The 18,204-nt window shown below is 41.3% G+C and carries 14 protein-coding genes and 1 tRNA gene; 14 read left to right on the top strand and 1 reads right to left on the bottom strand.

The annotated features are described in order from the left end of the window. Window positions 1–147: 147 nt before the first annotated feature. Together BUB11_RS07370 and BUB11_RS07365 are read left to right on the top strand one after the other, a co-directional pair. Window positions 148–1,113, top strand: a complete 966-nt coding sequence (locus tag BUB11_RS07370) for a phosphodiester glycosidase family protein (protein ID WP_073029022.1) — start codon at window positions 148–150, stop codon at window positions 1,111–1,113. Window positions 1,114–1,151: 38 nt separating this feature from the next. Beyond that, the gene (locus BUB11_RS07365) at window positions 1,152–2,402 is read left to right on the top strand and encodes a hypothetical protein (RefSeq protein WP_073029020.1); all 1,251 of its coding nucleotides are present in this window, start codon (window positions 1,152–1,154) and stop codon (window positions 2,400–2,402) included. Between the two features lie 102 nt (window positions 2,403–2,504). Here BUB11_RS07365 and BUB11_RS07360 read toward each other — a convergent pair whose 3' ends face one another. Continuing rightward, entirely contained in the window at window positions 2,505–5,345 is a 2,841-nt protein-coding gene (locus BUB11_RS07360; RefSeq protein WP_073029018.1) for a UPF0182 family membrane protein, read from the bottom strand. Window positions 5,346–5,573: 228 nt separating this feature from the next. Here BUB11_RS07360 and trxB point away from each other — a divergent pair, with 228 nt between their 5' ends. From trxB to BUB11_RS07300, 12 genes are all read left to right on the top strand, one after another. Continuing rightward, window positions 5,574–6,488 (top strand): thioredoxin-disulfide reductase, encoded by a 915-nt coding sequence (gene trxB / locus BUB11_RS07355; protein WP_073029016.1) that lies wholly within the window; start codon window positions 5,574–5,576, stop codon window positions 6,486–6,488. Window positions 6,489–6,642: 154 nt separating this feature from the next. Then, window positions 6,643–7,476: an electron transfer flavoprotein subunit beta/FixA family protein gene (locus BUB11_RS07350; RefSeq protein ID WP_073029015.1), complete on the top strand. Its 834-nt coding sequence runs from the start codon at window positions 6,643–6,645 to the stop codon at window positions 7,474–7,476. Beyond that, complete coding sequence (locus tag BUB11_RS07345; RefSeq protein WP_073029013.1) at window positions 7,476–8,807, top strand: FAD-binding protein; 1,332 nt, start codon at window positions 7,476–7,478, stop codon at window positions 8,805–8,807. Before BUB11_RS07350 ends, BUB11_RS07345 begins: the two co-directional genes overlap by 1 nt. 12 nt (window positions 8,808–8,819) lie before the next feature. After that, the gene (locus BUB11_RS07340) at window positions 8,820–10,112 is read left to right on the top strand and encodes an FAD-dependent oxidoreductase (RefSeq protein WP_073029011.1); all 1,293 of its coding nucleotides are present in this window, start codon (window positions 8,820–8,822) and stop codon (window positions 10,110–10,112) included. Beyond that, on the top strand, window positions 10,109–10,390 hold the full coding sequence (locus BUB11_RS07335) for a ferredoxin family protein (RefSeq protein WP_073029009.1): 282 nt from the start codon (window positions 10,109–10,111) through the stop codon (window positions 10,388–10,390). Before BUB11_RS07340 ends, BUB11_RS07335 begins: the two co-directional genes overlap by 4 nt. 205 nt (window positions 10,391–10,595) lie before the next feature. Beyond that, complete coding sequence (gene larE / locus BUB11_RS07330) at window positions 10,596–11,408, top strand: ATP-dependent sacrificial sulfur transferase LarE (protein WP_073029007.1); 813 nt, start codon at window positions 10,596–10,598, stop codon at window positions 11,406–11,408. Window positions 11,409–11,422: 14 nt separating this feature from the next. Next, complete coding sequence (gene larB / locus BUB11_RS07325; protein ID WP_073029005.1) at window positions 11,423–12,184, top strand: nickel pincer cofactor biosynthesis protein LarB; 762 nt, start codon at window positions 11,423–11,425, stop codon at window positions 12,182–12,184. A 15-nt stretch (window positions 12,185–12,199) separates the two neighbouring features. Then, complete coding sequence (larC, locus tag BUB11_RS07320) at window positions 12,200–13,021, top strand: nickel pincer cofactor biosynthesis protein LarC (RefSeq protein WP_073029003.1); 822 nt, start codon at window positions 12,200–12,202, stop codon at window positions 13,019–13,021. A gap of 13 nt (window positions 13,022–13,034) precedes the next feature. Further along, complete coding sequence (locus tag BUB11_RS07315; RefSeq protein ID WP_084110203.1) at window positions 13,035–13,982, top strand: rhomboid family intramembrane serine protease; 948 nt, start codon at window positions 13,035–13,037, stop codon at window positions 13,980–13,982. A 345-nt stretch (window positions 13,983–14,327) separates the two neighbouring features. Next, entirely contained in the window at window positions 14,328–16,328 is a 2,001-nt protein-coding gene (locus BUB11_RS07310) for a penicillin-binding protein (RefSeq protein ID WP_073029403.1), read from the top strand. Between the two features lie 107 nt (window positions 16,329–16,435). Continuing rightward, on the top strand, window positions 16,436–17,830 hold the full coding sequence (gene pepV, locus BUB11_RS07305; protein ID WP_073029002.1) for a dipeptidase PepV: 1,395 nt from the start codon (window positions 16,436–16,438) through the stop codon (window positions 17,828–17,830). A gap of 129 nt (window positions 17,831–17,959) precedes the next feature. Then, a tRNA-Lys gene (locus BUB11_RS07300) sits at window positions 17,960–18,035 on the top strand. Window positions 18,036–18,204: the final 169 nt, after the last annotated feature.

The following is an 18,204-nucleotide window of genomic DNA, read 5'->3' as shown; positions in this document are numbered from 1 at the left end:
TGAAAACTGCGGCTTGTTTTTTTGTACTGTCAATTTATTTTGCCATCCAATGGCAGTATGGCCGGGGTATAAGTGTGGATAGGTCTGTTTACTAGGCGATTAGTGAGTTTTTTAGCAAGTAATACTTTAAAAGGAGAAAGAGCTTAAATGAAAAAAAAGGGTAGGATTAGGATAAAAAAAATTTTTGGGTATCTAGTCTTTAATATTATTTTTGCTGCAATACTAGTTCCATTTATATTGTTTTGGGGCCCCTTTGAATCTCTCAAAATTGTAGCAGTTGGCGCAGTGGCAACATCTCGACATCCACAGGTAGTAGAGGCTTTTCTTTCTCAAGAAGAGATTAGCCGTATTATGAATTCTAATAACCATCAAGGATCTGGCAGAGGGAATGATTTAGTAAGCACAGAAGTCATGACTGATAAGACTTCGGGTATTACAATTGAAGATATCAAAGGGCAAAGCTTTAAAGGAAAAGTAATGTTAATTAAAGACCCGACACGAGTAAAATTAGCCGTTACTAAAGAAATTGGTGTAACAGGAGAAAGAGTAACAGATTTTGTCAAGGATATGGGGGCCATTGCTGGAATTAATGCTGGAGGGTTTTATGACCCTAATGGTAAAGGAAATGGAGCTTTTCCGGACGGTTTAACAATGCATGACGGGAAGTTGATTCATAACAATGTGGGGGACAAAGCGGTTAACATTGTTGGATTTAATGACAAAGGAAAACTTGTCCTCGGTAAAATGAATGCAAAGCAACTGGAAGAAAAAAACATGCGTGAAGTGGTTACCTTCGAACCTAATTTAATTGTCGATGGTAAACCGGCAATTACGGGTGATGGCGGTTGGGGTATTGCCCCTCGGACAGGAATCGGGCAAATGGCTGACGGAACGGTGATATTTGTTGTTATTGACGGACGCCAACCTACTTGGAGTATAGGGGCAACCCTGCGTGACCTCATGAACGTCTTTGAAGATTATAATGCTGTCAATGCTGTCAACTTAGATGGAGGATCATCATCAGAGCTCGTCTATAATGGTAAGGTTATGAATAAACTTTGGAATATTTTTGGCGAACGATATATTCCTACTGCTTTTGTAGTTACTAAGTAAGAACTATTAAGCACTGTTATAAAAGGAGAAAATAACGCATGAAAAAGAAACTGCGCACGATATTTGCTTGGGTTTTAGTTTCACTCTTCCTACAATTTGGAGCTTATTCTTTTTTAGAAAACAAAGTTGCTAAAGTTCTGGGCCCTGTTGCTGAAGCTGGTCCAATAACAGAGCGACTTGAGGCAACGATCCCCGGTACTGATTTTGAAAATGTTCAAGTTTCTTATGCAAAAGATTATTTAGCTTATACAGAAAATGGCACACTCAAAATCTTTAACCTTAAAAAAGAAAAAATGGTCTTCGAAAAGAAAGCCCCTGGGAATGATAACACAATGGGAGTTCTCAACTATCAATGGCTTCCGGATCGTGATACCCTAGTCTATTTTTATGGTAAAAAAAATCCCAATCCGGTAACTTATGTAACTGTACCTGTTGACCCTGTTGTACCGCCTGTAACGACGCCTCCCAAATCAACAGTACCACTTAATCCCGAAGATCCTAATCAAAAACCTGATAAGCAAGTGGAAGAAGAAGTCAAGCCAAAAGTCCAAACTAAAACTGTACCGAAGTATGGTAATCCACAAATTACAGAACTGTACACACTTGAACTGCCAAATAGTGATGAAGACACTGCTCCAGATGACCGCTTTAATCAAACAATTAATGAATTCCCAGCTGGCGGGAAAATCGATGAATTTGTCGTCTCAACTTCTACCAATCTTATATACCTCACAATTAAAAACGGATCTACAGAACGACTCATGGAAATTGACGTCATGAAAAACGTACGGACACTAAATAAAACGGGAGAGACTATTGATAGCATGGCAGCCTCTGATCGATATGGCACACTTTTCATTACCAGCAAAGTTGGAGGGACCAAGCAAGTCATCTCTTTAGGAGTTGGGAATCGTCATACCATTTCTAAAAATGCTAATGACAGGGTCATAGGAGTTCTAGATGGCAAGGTGTATATCGGCGAAGTCCAAAATAATGTTTTGGTTAAAATTAAATCAACTGAGGATCGCTCCGAAATCAAGGATAATCCTTCTTTCCAAACAGAATGGGAAGGTTCAATTCCTTTTAATAACGTGAGTACGCTTATCGGCTCCGAAGGGCAGATAGTTATATATAGTCAACAAACAGCCAATGTAATCACTGCCGGAAAACTTGAAGAGATCCCATTGCTTGGAGACGAGAATTATATCTCTGATGATGGTGCTGAGCTCATTCAACTGAAAAAATCAGGAACATCAACGATTGTAGAGTTAAAACCCCTTAAAGACTAGTCAAATATATATTTGGATAATAATTAGCTTAAGCGAAGTTAGGCAAGAAAAAAGAACACTTTAGGGTGTTCTTTTTTTCTTAGCATGAAGTCTTATTTGGTTTTAGCGAAAACTGTCATTGGGAGGTTTGATAGAGGAAGGAGTATCGTCAGAGGAGGGAGTATCACTTGAGGCGGGAGTTTCGTCAGCGGGTAAAGTTTCCCCAGAGGAAGTTGGCAATCCTTTAAGTTGAGTTTCAAGATTGTCGAGTAGCGCACGGATTTGATTCATTTGTTCAATGACAGACGTCATGTCCAGAGAATTAAGATCAACCTCTGTTTCGTCTTGCTCAGAAGGGACTGGGAGTGTGCCACTTTGTCCAAGTGTTGTTGGTTGAGGTGCGCCCTCACCAAAAAGTTCTATTAAGGCTTTTCCTAAAGTTTCTGTCATTACTAACTGGTTTTGATAAGCGAGTACGACTCTTTTCATCTCAGGAATACTGCCGCCTTTATCTGATTGCAGATAAATCGGTTCAACATAGAGGAAGTTGCCGCCGATTGGAAGAGCCAAAAGATTTCCTCGAATTACGCTTGAACCTTTTTGATCCCACAGAGAAAGCTGTTCAGAAATCTTAGGGTCTTGATCGATTCGAGATTCAATCTGTAATGGACCATCAATTTCAATATTTTTTGGCAACTTATATAGTAATAATTCGCCATAATGCTCTCCATCCATTCGAGCAGCCATCCAGGCAACCATATTGTTGCGTGTATTCGTGGCACTAGAAGCTGGTGTAAACGGAAGCATGAGCACGAACTCAGGTTTAGCTTCTCCTGGAATCTTCATGATCGTGTAGTAGGGATCTACACTTTGTGGGGTTGTTTCGTCGAAAAGTTCTTTTGCAACATCCCAAGAATCTTCCTTATTGTAAAAGACAGATGAATTAGTCATATGAAAGTTTTTAAGCATATTGCTTTGAACACTAAAAAGGGATTCTGGGTATCGCAGATGGTTTTTAATGTTAGGTGGCATACTGTCTAGGTCTTTAAATACGCCTGGGAATATCTTCATATAGGTTTTCAGAATAGGATCGCTGGAATCAGCTGCATAAAAATCAACGGTGCCGTCATAGGCATCAATAATTACTTTTACTGAGTTCCGAATATAGTTAAAATCTTGATTAGGATACATATTGGAATAGGGCAGGGAATCAGACGTTGTATAGGCATCAATAATCCATTTCATGCGACCAGCATTAATAATCACATATGGGTCCATATCATAAGTTAAAAACGGAGCTAGCTTTTCAACCCGCTCACTTATATTGCGGTATACGAGCATTTTACTGGCTGAAGTTACTTCATTGGCAAGGTAGAAGCGCGGGGTTCCATGGCGAAGAGAAAGCATAAATTTATTGAGTGGAGTTAACGGGATCCCGGTTTTGCCATTATAAGAATTTTCTGCATTAGAGTTTCCCAGAGGATAATCAAATTCTTTGGCCGTGGTATTGGCGACGACCCAGTCGTTAGTCAATTCGCCAAAATAGATCCTTGGCTCGGTCATCTTAAATTCAGGGAATTCACTTACAGGTGGGACATCTTTAATTGCATAAGAAGGAAGTCCTTCAGAAGTGACTGCATTGGCAAAGGAAGCAGATGCTCCGAAACCGTGGGTGTACTTTAAGCGCATGTTTACAAATGTTTTTGCATTAGAAGTTAGATCAGGAGTAGAGATTTCTCGAGGTCCTATCATTACTTGGCGAGACTCTCCATTAATCGTATAACGGTCGATATCAATGTCATTAAATTTATAATACAGTCGAATACCCTGTTTTTGATTATAGGTCTGTAACATAGGACGAGCATCATTAAGTCGGATATTGTTAAGTGTTCCTAGTTCTGTTTTTAAGGTTTCTGCTGTAACTTGTGTATTACCCGGATAATCAATTTCTTTAATATTGTCCAAGCTGTATCCAAAGCGGGTTAACTCTATCTCATGATTAATATACGGTTGCTCCTTACTCAGCTCATTTGGAAGAACAACAAACGATTGGATAAGAGCGGGCAAGACACTGTAGATTAGGATTCCAAAGACAAAACTTCCTACAATTGGGACTGTCAATAGCCGGGAATCTTTAAAAGTCAGTGAGATGAAAGCAAGGATAGATCCTAAAATACTTATAAAAATTAGAATTTTAAGGGCTGGAAGTGTGAAATTTAAATCAGTAAATCCGGCACCTACCACGTGTCCGTGTGTAGAATAGAGCAACTTGAAAATATCTAAGTAATAACCGTAAGCTTTTAAAGCAAAGAGAATTCCGATTAAAAATGCTAAGTGCTTCCGGCAGCTGGGTCCCATTGAGACAGCACCACTTTGCCAAAGCTTTCTTGAGTGGAAACGAATGACTCCTGTAACGATATAAAAAATAATGGTAAACAAGGTGAGTAAAAAGAGGGGACCGAAAAATGCATCAAATATTGTCCTTAAAAAGGGAAGTTTAAAAAAGTAAAAAGCTAAATCCTTACCAAAAATCGGATCGACCTGATTAAATTGTGTGGCATGGGTAAAAGATAAGACATCTAACCATCCTGTAAACCCAGCTACGAAACTTATGCCAAAACTAACGATTGCCGAAATCACAAGTAACCATACAGTAACTTTACGTTGACTCAGGTTGAAAACAGGACGGTTCATATCTTGTACCAAACGCAACCGGAGGCGTAAACGTTCATTAACAAAGGTCACAATGGCATGTCGAATAGATAGCAAGGTTCCGGCAATAAAGAGGAAGAGAATGGTTCCATTTACTGCCTGAAAGAGCACTTTGCTTAAAAATGGAGTCCAGAAGAGTTGAGAATAACCAAGGTTAGTAAACCACAACCAATCTTCGTATAACCCACTTGAGGCGGTTAAGAATGAGACTAATATTATGAAGCCAATTAGGATTTTAATAAAACGTTTCAGAACAAATTCCTCCTTCGAAACTTCCGATCTTTCTTAAATATAACTGCAACAGTTGTGTAATACTAAACCCGTATTAATATATTCTTCCCAATTAATTAAAATCCCTTCATTAACATGTTTCATTCGGGTCAAATTCTTTTTTAATTCTGGATAAACTATGATATACTATCTACGTATTTAATACCCTTAAGGGGTATGTAGGTAAATAGTAAAGAGGAGTTGAAAGTCATGTATGACGTCATTATTGTGGGTGCTGGTCCTGCAGGTCTAACAGCTGGAATATATACCGCACGGGGAGGACTTAAAACAGCGGTAGTAGAATTAGCAATGCCTGGCGGTCAAGCCGCATCAACGGAAAACATCGAGAATTATCCTGGATTTCCAGACGGAATTAATGGGTATGAACTTATGAATCTGTTTCATAAGCAAGCTTTGGCGTTTGGTGTTGAGTTTATCTTTGAGGAAGTTCAGAAATTAGAGCTAAAGGAACCTGTAAAGAAGATACATACAACCGGTCAAGTTCTTGAAGCGCGTTCTATTATTATCACTGCAGGTTCCAAGCCTAGGTTATTAGGTGTCCCTGGGGAAGACAATTTCCGAGGAAGCGGAGTTTCCTACTGTGCAACCTGTGATGGTGCTTTCTTTAAAGGTAAGAAGGTTGTGGTTGTTGGTGGAGGAGATGCTGCCATCGAAGAAGGGGCATACCTTACTAAATTTGCAGAAGAAGTGACGATAGTACACAGAAGAGCAGGTTTCCGTGCTTCTCAGATCGTCTTAAATCGCGCTAAAGATAATCCGAAAATTCGTTTTGAACTTAATGCTGTCGTCGAGGAAATACTCGGTTCAAACCACGTTGAAGGGGTACGTGTCCGCAATGTACTCAGTAATGAAACACGAAATATCCCAGCAGATGGAGTGTTTATTTATGTTGGGACAGATCCAAATGCCCAATTTATTGATGAGGAAATTGAAACAGATGACCGTGGTTATATTCTGACTGATGCTCTTTTACAAACCAATATCAAAGGAGTATATGCTGCAGGAGACATTCGCAACACACCGCTGCGTCAAGTAGCTACTGCAGTTGGAGATGGTGCTTTGGCTGGGGTTGAGGTTGAAAAGTATTTAGCAGATTCCGAGTAGACATAAATAATACTAATTATGAGAATTCCTATTAAAATTATCAAAATACAATGTTTAAATCTTGAAATAAGGTTGTTTTTATACTAGTATAAAAACAATAACTTTTTCAGGCAGGTTTTTTAATCTTGAGATTAATATAAAGGAGGGATTTATTGTGAACTTCGTGGTCTGCCTTAAGCAAGTTCCAGATACATCTGAAGTACGTATCGACCCAGTGACTAATACCCTCATGCGAGAGGGCGTGCCATCAATTATTAATCCCTATGATGCACATGGTTTGGAAGAAGCAATTCGCCTTAAAGAAAAAGTCGGGGGGAAGGTTACCATTGTATGTATGGGGCCTCCGCAAGCCAAAGAAGCATTGAAGAAAGCTATGTCTTATGGTGCTGATCGAGCAATCCTCCTGAGTGATCGTGCTTTTGGTGGTTCAGATTCCTTAGCTACAGCTTATATTCTTTCGATGGCCCTACAAAAGTTGCATGAAACGGAACCTATCGATCTCGTATTCGCAGGAAAAGAAGCCATTGATGGAGATACCGCCCAAACGGGTCCTGGGATTGCTCAACGCCTGGGATTCCCTCAATTGACATATGCCATAAAGGTTAGAGAGCTTACTGAAACTTCTATAACCGTTGAACGCAAGACTGAAAGCGGACGTCAAGTTGTTCAAGCTCAGTTGCCTGCATTACTTACCGTAGAGAAAGAACTTAACGATTTGCGTTACGCATCCCTTCCGAATATGATGAAAGCCGCCGCCTATGAACCGGAAACGTGGGATGCCAAGACCCTTCCGTTTGATGTCAAACAAATGGGCCTTAAAGGGTCACCTACCAGTGTCTCCAGAATTTTTGCACCACCTGGTCGCAGTGGCGGGGAAATAATAGATGCTTCAAAGGATCCAGCCTCGATAGCCGCAACTGTAGTACAAAAACTATTTCAGTCGAATGTTATCATGGTTAATCCCCTAGCGAAGGGAGGAAAGCACTAATGACTGTCGCAGTTGACAAGACAAAATGTATTGGGTGCGGAGCTTGTGTCGTAGAATGCCCAGTGGAAGCTATGGACCTGATCGATGGGATAGCAGTGGTGGATCCGAAAAAATGTGAAGACCACGGTAAATGTGTCCTTGTATGCCCTACGAATGCACTTGCCATACCCAATCAACCTTCAAAGCCTAAAGAAGAGCTTGATCCAGAGGCTGGTTCTAAATTCAACTTAAAAGATCCTCTGCCCGAAGCGGTTAAAGACTATGCTCAAGATAATGATAAAAAGACAATTCCTGCTCAAGTTACGCCGGTTGCCGGCGGAGATGTATGGAGTGGGGTTTGGGTTATTATTGAATACACTAATGGGAAAGTAGCTCCTGTCTCTTGGGAATTACTGGGCGAAGGGCGAAAACTAGCCGATGCTATAGGGTGCGGACTCAGCGGAGTGATCACTGGCAATGAGATCGACAGTGTTATTCCGGAAGCTTTTGCTTATGGGGCTGAGAAAGTCTATGTGGTTGATCACCCTATTCTTAAAGATTACCGAACTGAACCTTATGCCGAAGCAATTACCAGTTTGGTTAGAAAATATCAACCGGAAATTATTTTAATGGGCGCAACTTCTATGGGAAGAGATGTTTTTCCAGCTATCGCTACCAAATTACAAACTGGATTAACTGCTGATTGTACGGTGCTTGGCATTGATCCAGAGACAAAGCTCTTACAACAAACCCGCCCTGCCTTTGGTGGAAATATTATGGCGACCATTCTTTGTCGCACTAGTCGTCCACAAATGTCAACGGTACGCCCAAGAGTTATGGCAATGCCAGAACGCATAGATGGTCGAGAAGGTGAATTGATTCGAGAGGAATTTACCTTTGACGAAAGTGATTTCCACACTAAAATTCTCGAGTTTATCGGGAGCGATGCTAAGAGCGCCTTCTTGGATAAGGCAGAAATAATTGTGGCGGTTGGCTTAGGTCTTGCGGCAAAGAAGAACTTGGCAATTGCTGAAGAATTAGCGGATGTCCTAGGAGGAACTATAGCTGGTACGCGCGGAGCAGTGGAAGCTGGTTGGCTGACTCACGATCAACAAGTGGGGCAATCCGGGGTAACAGTTCGGCCTAAAGTTTATATCGCCATCGGAATTTCAGGAGCCATACAACATTTGGTGGGTATGGAAACATCTGACTTCATTATTGCGATTAACAATGACCCGGAAGCTTCAATATTAAAAGTTGCTAATTTCGGCATTGTTGGAGACCTTTTTCAAATAGTTCCTGCAATGACTGCAGAGTTTAAGAAACGCCTTCAGCATGGCGTGGCAAATTAAGGAGGGGCAAACATGGAAAACTTTGATGTAATCGTCATCGGCGGTGGTCCTGCTGGCCTGTCTGCCGCGCTCAGTGCTGCACGAGCTGGCATGAAAACTGTCGTCATCGAGCGTGGAGACTATCCAGGAACTAAGAACGTAATGGGTGGCATACTTTATACAAAAGCTACTGATATGGTTGTACCAGAGTTTTGGAAAGAAGCACCCTTAGAACGTCCAATCATTGAACAACGTATCGCTATGTTGAGTGGCGATGAGTCTATCATGGCAGGTTACCGAGATCCTGCTTGGGGTAAAGAGCCGTATAATGCACATTCGATTTTCCGAGTGAAGTTCGACCGTTGGCTTGCGGAGCAAGCTGAAAAAGCTGGTGTTATGATTATTACTGAAACGCTGGTGGAAAATCTGCTATATAAGGGAGACCAGGTTGTCGGAGTTCGTACAGGACGAGCTGAAGGTGACTTAGGAGCCAAGGTTGTAATCCTTGCGGAAGGGGTAAACAACTTCATAGCTGTTAAAGCAGGATTAGCTAAACCCTTAAAGCCAGAATCAGTTGCAGTTACCGTAAAAGAAGTCATCGCCTTACCTAAGGAAAAGATAGAAGATCGTTTCTGTCTTGAGGAAGGGCAAGGGGCGACCATTGAATTATATGGGGATTCCACCGCAGGGATGATGGGTGTAGGGTTTATCTATACCAATAAAGAATCGATTTCAATCGGCGTTGGTGCAATTCTTCAACCTTTAATTCGCAATAATTGGACACCTAATGATCTTCTCGAGAATTTAAAATCAAAACCTTATGTAAAACGACTTCTTCAGGGCGGTGAAACTAAGGAATACTTGTCTCACCTAATACCTGAAGGCGGATATACTCAAGTACCTAAACTGCATCGACAAGGGGTCCTTGTCGTTGGAGATACGGCAATGCTTATGAACTCGTTGAATAGAGAAGGTTCAAATCTTGCCATGATTTCGGGTAAAATAGCAGGAGAAGTTGCTGCTCAGGCCATCAAGGCTGGAGATGTCAGTGACCATGCCATGACTGTTTACGAAACCCGCCTGCGAGATTCCTTTGTTCTAAAAGACCTTCACCATTATCGCCATATGGGCAAATTCTTTGAGGAAAATCCACATCTTTTAAAAGTATATCCAAAGTTATTATCTAAAGCTGCTAAGATGTATTTAACAGCTGATGGGACGCCTAAAAAACAACGTCAAAAGGAAATCATCAAGATGGCCTTCGAAAACCGTTCGAAAGGCGGTTTGATTAAAGATATTTATGGAGCATGGAGGGCGCTCTTATGAAATTAGATGATAAACTATATTTGGTTCGTTTTAACACTGATAAATTAAGCCACATTAAGATAGCTAACCCCAATGTATGCTTGCAGCAGTGTCAAGATAAACCTTGTACTCGTTTTTGCCCGGCTCATGTTTATGATTGGGACGAAGAAGAAAAACGTATTGCAGTTGGTTATGAAGGATGCCTTGAGTGTGGCACCTGCCTTATCGGGTGTCCCTTTGGGAATATTGACTGGAAGTACCCTAGAGGTGGATTCGGAGTTTCCTGGAAAAATGGGTAATCTGGAATAGCCGTAAGAGTTAAGTTTTCGCGTAAGGTACTTATCTTATTGTAAGAACGAAAGATAAGTACTCTTACTAAATAGTAAACTTTAATACTGAGCAGGGAGGGCTGACACCCATCTTTGCTCTTTTATTTGTATAAAGATCTTTGACAGGCATTTCTACAATGGGTAGAATATAGACGAAGGAAGGGATCAATCCTCAATGGATATCAATCTGCAAGAAGTGGCCTGCGAGAAAGAAGTTCAACTTATTAAACGATTAAAATCCTTAAATAAGGTCCTGGTTGCCTTTTCTGGCGGAGTAGATTCAACCTATCTTTTAGCTGTCGCTCAAGAATCCTTAGGTCAAAATTGCCAAGCGGTTTTTGCGCGCGGGCTGATGATTTCGACTCAAGAAGAACAGGAGGCCCTCGCTTTAGTCACAAAATATAATTTTCCGGTACAAGTGATTGACTTTGATGTTTTGGGCCTTCAGGAGTTCCGAAATAATCCGCCAAATCGTTGTTATTTTTGTAAGAAGAAACTCTTCGAGACATTTCTTGAATTGAGCAAAAGCAAGGATAATGCTGCAGTTATTGACGGAACAAATGCATCAGATGCCCAAGATTATCGTCCGGGGCGGGTAGCTCTTGAAGAGTTAGGTATTATTAGTCCGCTTCTGGAAACAGGTCTTACTAAAGCTGAAATACGAATTTTATCAAAACTTCGTAATTTACCAACTTGGAACAAACCCTCGATGGCTTGTTTAGCCTCCAGGGTCCCTTATGGAGATGCAATTGATGCCGAATTACTGAAGCGTATTGCACGAGCTGAAGCCATACTTCAGCAAAAGGGATACTTAGAATGTCGGGTGCGTGCTCACGGAGAAATTGCCCGCATTGAGATTCCGATTAACAGTTTTTCGAGATGTATCCAGGAACATGCTGAAATCACAGCCCCTTTGTTAGAATTGGGTTTTCGATTTGTTACCTTAGACTTAATGGGACTCCGTTCGGGAAGTCTCAATCCCATTTAACAGGAGGCTTATTAATGAATGAAGAGACTATAAGAGCCCTTCTTGAATCTGTTCATCAAGGTTCTTGTTCCCCAGATAAAGCGTTTCACCAATTAAAAGATCTTCCCTATGAAAACTTAGACTTTGCACGCTTAGATCATCATCGTGCCCTCAGAACTGGACAAGCAGAAGTGATTTTTTGTCAAGGGAAACAACCCGATCATATAATTTCGATACTTAAACACTTAGGCGAAAAAGACCAAAATGTTTTGGGTACCAGACTTGACCCCCAAACTGCAGAACTGATCTTAGCTCATTTTCCAGACGCTATCTATGATCGACTAGCTCGTTGTCTCCTCTTGCGTCCCTTGTCAGAACCCACAATTCCTGGCAAAATCCTAATCATGACTGCCGGAACTGCGGATCTGGCGGTAGCCCAAGAAGCTTGGCTGACTGCTCGTTATATGGGCCATGACGTTGATACACTTTTTGACGTCGGGGTGGCTGGGATACATCGACTTCTGGGACAGAGAGAACTTATGGATCGAGCTGAAGTGATAATTGTTGTTGCTGGAATGGAGGGGGCATTAGCAAGCGTTGTTGGCGGGCTGGTAGATCAACCGGTTATCGCAGTGCCGACCAGCGTAGGGTATGGTGCTCATTTTCAAGGCCTAGCAGCCTTACTCAGTATGTTAAACAGCTGTGCCTCAGGAATTGGGGTCGTGAATATTGACAACGGTTTTGGGGCAGCCTCTTTAGCCTCTGCAATAGTGCGCCGCATAACGAGACATCAGTAGGAAGGAGCATTGACTTTGAAAATTTTATACTGGGATACATTTGCTGGCATAAGCGGCGATATGGCTCTGGGGTCCTTGATTGCCTTAGGAGCAGATCCTGAAATTATTGTAAATCAGCTTCACTCGATGGGATTGACCGAATTTGTGCTTGATGTACGGGAACGACAAGTCCATGGGATTAAAGCTACAGACATCAATGTCGTAATTCCTGGACAAAACTCAGAGTATGACAATCACGAAGATCACGATCACCATAAACATGAGCATGAGCATGAACATGAACATGGACATGAACACGATCACGAACTTAAACATGGCCACGATCATAACCATAACCGCCGTCTCCCGGATATTCAAAAGATGATTATTAGTGGGGATTTATCAGAACGGGCCAGAAAAAATGCCCTTAAGGTCTTTAATGTTTTAGCCGAGGCAGAGGCTAATATTCATGGAACAACGATTGATGAGGTTCATTTTCATGAAGTTGGCGCAGTTGATTCCCTAGTTGATATTGTTGGAACGTGTATCGCATTAGATCAGCTTGATATTGATTCCATCAAGGTTTCGACGCTGCCTTGGTCACATGGTTTTGTGAAATGTGCCCATGGAACTTTACCTTTACCTGCACCTGCATCACTAATGCTGTTGAAGGGATTTAAATTCCGTGATTCAGGAATCACCGGCGAACTTATCACCCCGACGGGAGCTGCTCTTATTCGTGCTTTAGCTGAGCAATCAACTTTTCCGGAGATGGCTTTGCTCAATGTCGGATATGGATCTGGAAAAAACGATTACGGCATACCGAGTTTGTTGCGAGCAGTATTAGGAGATATTTGAATAGAGGTAAGATATGTTTGAACAAATATTTAATACCCTTCAACAATCTGGATGGAAGCTCGTTACTTTAGAAGGTAACTGGATGTCTGCGACGCACGAGTCAATGGAACGCGGGCTTTTATTTGGGAATATAAGCAATCTTCCCCAAGACTTTAGACCCTTGATACAAAGCTACGGCAATCTTTCGCAATGGGATGTAATTGTTTTTTGCCCTAATGGAATTGATTCTTCTGATTTGAAGAATAACCATTTTCCTGGGATACAGCTTTGGTACTGGGATACTCAACAAGGTAACCTGTTCCCCTTTCCTCCAACAAATGATCCAGTGATACCTAAATGGTTAAAACAACTAGCCAACGGAAATGACGTGGGGATAAACAAGAGGGCAGAAAAAAAGTTCATTCCATTTTTAACGTACATTTTTTTAGGGATAAACCTTATCGTCTTTATATTAATGACCTTAGCAGGAGGATCGACAGAACAGCGAGTCCTTATTGCTTTTGGAGCGAAGGTAAACACCCTGATTCGAGCAGGTGAAATATGGCGTTTACTTACAAGCACTTTTATTCATATAGGTTATTTACACCTCGTCTTTAACCTTTATGCATTATGGTCGTTAGGTCCATTTAGTGAGGAAAGGTTTGGACATGGACGTTTTTTTGTGATCTATATTATGAGTGGGCTTGGGGGATCAATCGCCAGTTTTTTCTTTTCCTCAGCCTTATCCGCGGGAGCTTCAGGTGCTATTTTTGGACTTTTAGGATCACTCTTGTACTATAGCTTAAAACGGCCATTGCTTTGGAAATCCGGCTTCGGTATGAATCTGGTTATTGTCATACTTATCAATTTTGGGTTTGGACTTACTCAGCCGGGAATTGATAATTTCGCTCATCTTGGAGGTCTGCTTATGGGTATAATAACCACTGTTCTCTTGTCCAATCAATCAAGATTAAATACTTAAAAAAGGTCTAAGTTGTTCCATATTTTCATAAAAATACCTCTATTCTGTAGTGTATTTTTGAGCCTTCAAGGGACAAAATAGAATCAAGAGCTTGCGGTTTCTTAGCAAGGTGGCTTTTCAAAGAGTCATCGTTAGTTAGGAAAGCGTAAGTTCTTTTTCAGCCCTAAGCTTACCTAAGTACCTTCATCCCTTCTTACATATCCAGAATTTGAAGATAACCTTTCTAATTAACTTTCTTCTCATAGAAAAGATATAAAAACTTAAAATTGCTATTATGAACTAGGAAGTACTCACTTAAATGTTATAATGTAAGAAGAGAGGAGGGACACTTTGAAAAAAGACAGAATAAAAACCAACTATTTTTCACGCGATCGTTGGATACAATTAATATTGCTTGTGATAATTCTTCTTGTGTGTGGAAGACTAGTCGTTCTTCAAGTTGTTCAGGCTTCAAACCTCAAGGCAAAAGGTATTGAAAGGCGAACGATTGATCAAAGCCTTAGACCTGATCGAGGCGCAATCTTTGATGCCCAAGGCAACGTCTTAGCTCAAAGTATCCCTGTCAAAGAAGTCTATGCTGACCCCAGAATGTTGAGTAAACAGATTGAGAACAAGAAATTTGAACGAAGCAAAGAGGATGTAGCAACAGAACTGGGAAGTATCTTAGAAATTGATCCGCAAGCTATACTGGATAAGCTCAATAAAGATCTGGCTTGGATAAGCCTGGCCCATCAAGTGGATATACAAAAAGCAGATGAAATTAAGGCTTTGAAAATTCCAGGAGTAGGCTACAGTGAAGAAGAGAAACGGGTATATCCAATGGGAATGTTTGCGGCCTCTGCACTGGGAATCGTGAAGCAAGACGGTCATGGTGTAGAAGGCGTTGAATACTATTATGATAAGGAGTTATTTGGTAAGCCAGGGTTCCAATCCGAAGAGCAAGACACAAAAGCACGTTCTATATTGGATGCTCTCAACCAAGGAGACCCCTCAAGGCCTGGAAACTCGATAACCTTAACCTTAGATGCCACAATTCAATATTATATTGAGCAACAATTAGATCAGGCAATGAAAGCTACCAACGCTAATAGTGTCACGATTCTGGCTATGGATCCGATGACAGGACGTGTTTTGGGCATGGGATCCCGTCCCTCGTTTGATCCTACAGACTATAATAATGCTACACCCGAAGTTCGGCGAAATTTAGCTATCAGTATGTCCTATGAACCAGGTTCGACCTTCAAAATTATCACTGGTGCAGCGGCACTTGAAGAAGGAATAATTCAACCGGACGATACGTTTGAAGATCCTGGCTTCTTACGGATATCACCTCTTTATATTACAAACTGGGATTCTGATCAAAAGCCTCATGGCTTTCCTACTTTTACCGAAGGAATGAAATTGTCTTCTAACGTCGTACTAGCACAGGTTGGATTGAAGATGGGTAAAGCGATCTTTGACACATATTTGAAGGCTTTTGGTTTTGGGTCTAAAACTGGAATCGACATTTCTGGGGAGGAAAGTGGATTACTCCTTCCTGATGAAAAAATTCGAGAACTTGATATTGCAACTATGTCGTTTGGCCAAGCCAATTCTGTTACTCCAATCCAATTATTAACGGCAATTTCCGCAATCGCCAATGGAGGAACACTCTATCGACCCTATATAGTGGATAAGATTTCGACCTTTGATGGTCAAATCGTTGAACAGAAACAACCCACTTCTGTACGGCAGGTTGTTTCACAATCCACGGCAAACCAAATGACAAATATTCTTGAACAAGTGGTTTCTAATGGAACAGGAAATACAGCTAGTATTCCTGGTATAAGGGTTGCGGGAAAAACGGGGACTGCTCAAAAAGTAGACCCCAAAACAGGGGGATATTCGACAACAGACTTCATCGCCTCATTTGCAGCTTACGCACCGGCAGAAGATCCTAAAATTGCAGTACTTGTAATAATCGATACGCCCAAAACCGAAGATGGACATCAGGGTGGGACATTAGCGGGACCGAGGGCTAAAGCGATAATAGAAGGTGCATTGCAATATTATGGACTTCCTGTATCCAACGATACGCAGAGCACAGTTGTCATTTCCCCTAGTGACACTGCCATCAGACCATTGCCTCAACCGGTTATCCCTGAGCGCACACCCGTTGGAGGGGAAATAGTTATTCCAGACTTAACAGGAATGACTATGCGACAGGCGGGAGAAACGCTGGCAAAGTCAGAATTACACTTTGACTTCACAGGCAGCGGATTGGTGAATCAACAATCACCCCAAGCGGGAAAAATTGTAACCAGAGGTACAACCGTAGAAGTTAAGTTTTCTCCATTAACACCTTAATTCAGAATTTGAGATGATTTGCTGAGATTTCATGCAACTTCATTTCTTAATCCGGGTATGCTAGGATGACTCAGCGAACATAAAATTAATGAAGGAATGATTAGAATATGCGTCTTGACCAACAGATTGACTTAATGAAAGAGGACATAATATCCGCAGTACAGGCCTGTATCCAAATTAAGAGTGTCAAAGATATTGAACATGCTTCAGAGGGTGCACCTTTCGGTCCAGGGATTAAAGATGCTTTAGAATGGACTTTGGCACTTGGAAAAAGGTTTGGTTTTACGGTCAAAAATGTTGATGGTTATGCAGGACATATTGAAATGGGCACGGGTGAACTATTAGGTATTCTGGGACACATTGATGTTGTTCCAGAAGGGGATGGATGGTCTGTGCCTCCATATTGTGCAACTATTGTTGAGGGCAAGATTCTGGGCAGAGGAGCTTTAGATGATAAAGGGCCAACTTTAGCAGCGCTCTTCGCCATGAAAGCCATTAAAGACGCCAACATACCTTTAAAGATGAGAGTTCGGCTAATTTTAGGCACTGATGAGGAATCTGGTTGGGAAGATATGGATTATTATCTAAAAAAAGAAGAAACTCCTCAAATTGGATTTGCACCGGATGCTGAATTCCCTGTAATTCATGCTGAGAAAGGAATTCTCCATCTGGAATTAGCTAAATCACACGCAACCTCTTTTCCGCATCTAGTAAGCGTCCGCGGCGGAGAACGAGCTAACGTTGTTCCCGATCGCTGTGATGTTTCTTTAAAGGGGATCTCTTACGATGATCTGGCTGAGCAATTAAACAACTTCTCTTTCCCGGAAGGGGTTAGCGGTACTCTGGTGAGCCAGAAATCGGAACAAGAGATCAGGCTTATGTTTAAAGGAGTAGGTGCCCATGGAAGCCTCCCCCAAAATGGTAAAAATGCAGTTCTCTACGCCTTAAGATTCCTGAGAACGTTACCACTGAGCTCCGAGGAACAACAAATTTTAGATTTCATTTTAACCAATCCTGGCACAGGCTTTTATGGAGAAGGTTTTGGAGTGGCCTTAAGTGATGAACCTTCGGGTAAACTTTCCCTCAACCTTGGTATTTTAGAATTGACTTCAGATAATACTCGCTTAGTAATTGATATCCGATATCCTGTTACGTACCAACGTGACGATGTTTTTCTGCAAATTGAAAAGATTGCTTTAAATGAGCAATTTAAAATCAAGATATTAAATCATCAAGAGGCACATCACGTCCCAAAAGAGAGCCATTTAGTTCAGTCTTTGTTGAAAGCCTATTCTGATGTAACCGGCCTCGAGCCCTTTGCTTTTGCCATTGGCGGAGGAACTTATGCTAAAGCTCTGCCCCAAGGAGTTGCCTTTGGCCCCACTTTTCCAGGTGAACCGGAAGTGATTCATTGTCCAGACGAATACATTCCTATCAACAATCTCCTTTTAACAACCAAAGTATATGCTCAAGCTATTCTTAACTTAGCAGCCGACATATAGAATCAATAAACTAGAAATTAGCAGATTGCATGATAGTAATAAAACATAATCAGAATGTATTAATAAATCATAATCATAAAGTTATTGACAATTAAACATTTTAAAAGTATACTCTTAATTGTTGCTTGTGCGCCACTAGCTCAGCTGGTAGAGCATCCGACTCTTAATCGGCAGGTCCCTGGTTCGAATCCTGGGTGGCGCACCAAAAATGTTATGTTTAGTAAGCATTTCGAGTTTTCGAGATGCTTATTTTTTGCTATTTGGACAGTTTGAGGCCTTCCTTTCTATCCCCCCAACAGGTGAAAGGAAGGCCTGTAGAATCTAATTAAGTAGATCAGATCACATAACATCTAACTTGGCTACTATTAAGGCAT

Origin of the sequence: Desulfosporosinus lacus DSM 15449 (assembly GCF_900129935.1) — a bacterium.
Classification (GTDB): Bacteria; Bacillota; Desulfitobacteriia; order Desulfitobacteriales; family Desulfitobacteriaceae; genus Desulfosporosinus; species Desulfosporosinus lacus.
The sequence above is the reverse complement of the archived record's forward strand: the minus strand, read 5'-3'. Positions and strand labels throughout refer to the sequence as shown.

What these genes read in the sequence shown, in the direction of transcription:
- trxB (WP_073029016.1), top strand. Translation starts at nt 5,574, where the DNA reads ATGTATGACGTCATTATTGTGGGTGCTGGTCCTGCAGGTCTAACAGCT.
- BUB11_RS07345 (WP_073029013.1), top strand. Translation starts at nt 7,476, where the DNA reads ATGACTGTCGCAGTTGACAAGACAAAATGTATTGGGTGCGGAGCTTGT.
- BUB11_RS07340 (WP_073029011.1), top strand. Translation starts at nt 8,820, where the DNA reads ATGGAAAACTTTGATGTAATCGTCATCGGCGGTGGTCCTGCTGGCCTG.
- larE (WP_073029007.1), top strand. Translation starts at nt 10,596, where the DNA reads ATGGATATCAATCTGCAAGAAGTGGCCTGCGAGAAAGAAGTTCAACTT.
- BUB11_RS07335 (WP_073029009.1), top strand. Translation starts at nt 10,109, where the DNA reads ATGAAATTAGATGATAAACTATATTTGGTTCGTTTTAACACTGATAAA.
- larB (WP_073029005.1), top strand. Translation starts at nt 11,423, where the DNA reads ATGAATGAAGAGACTATAAGAGCCCTTCTTGAATCTGTTCATCAAGGT.
- BUB11_RS07365 (WP_073029020.1), top strand. Translation starts at nt 1,152, where the DNA reads ATGAAAAAGAAACTGCGCACGATATTTGCTTGGGTTTTAGTTTCACTC.
- pepV (WP_073029002.1), top strand. Translation starts at nt 16,436, where the DNA reads ATGCGTCTTGACCAACAGATTGACTTAATGAAAGAGGACATAATATCC.
- BUB11_RS07315 (WP_084110203.1), top strand. Translation starts at nt 13,035, where the DNA reads ATGTTTGAACAAATATTTAATACCCTTCAACAATCTGGATGGAAGCTC.
- BUB11_RS07370 (WP_073029022.1), top strand. Translation starts at nt 148, where the DNA reads ATGAAAAAAAAGGGTAGGATTAGGATAAAAAAAATTTTTGGGTATCTA.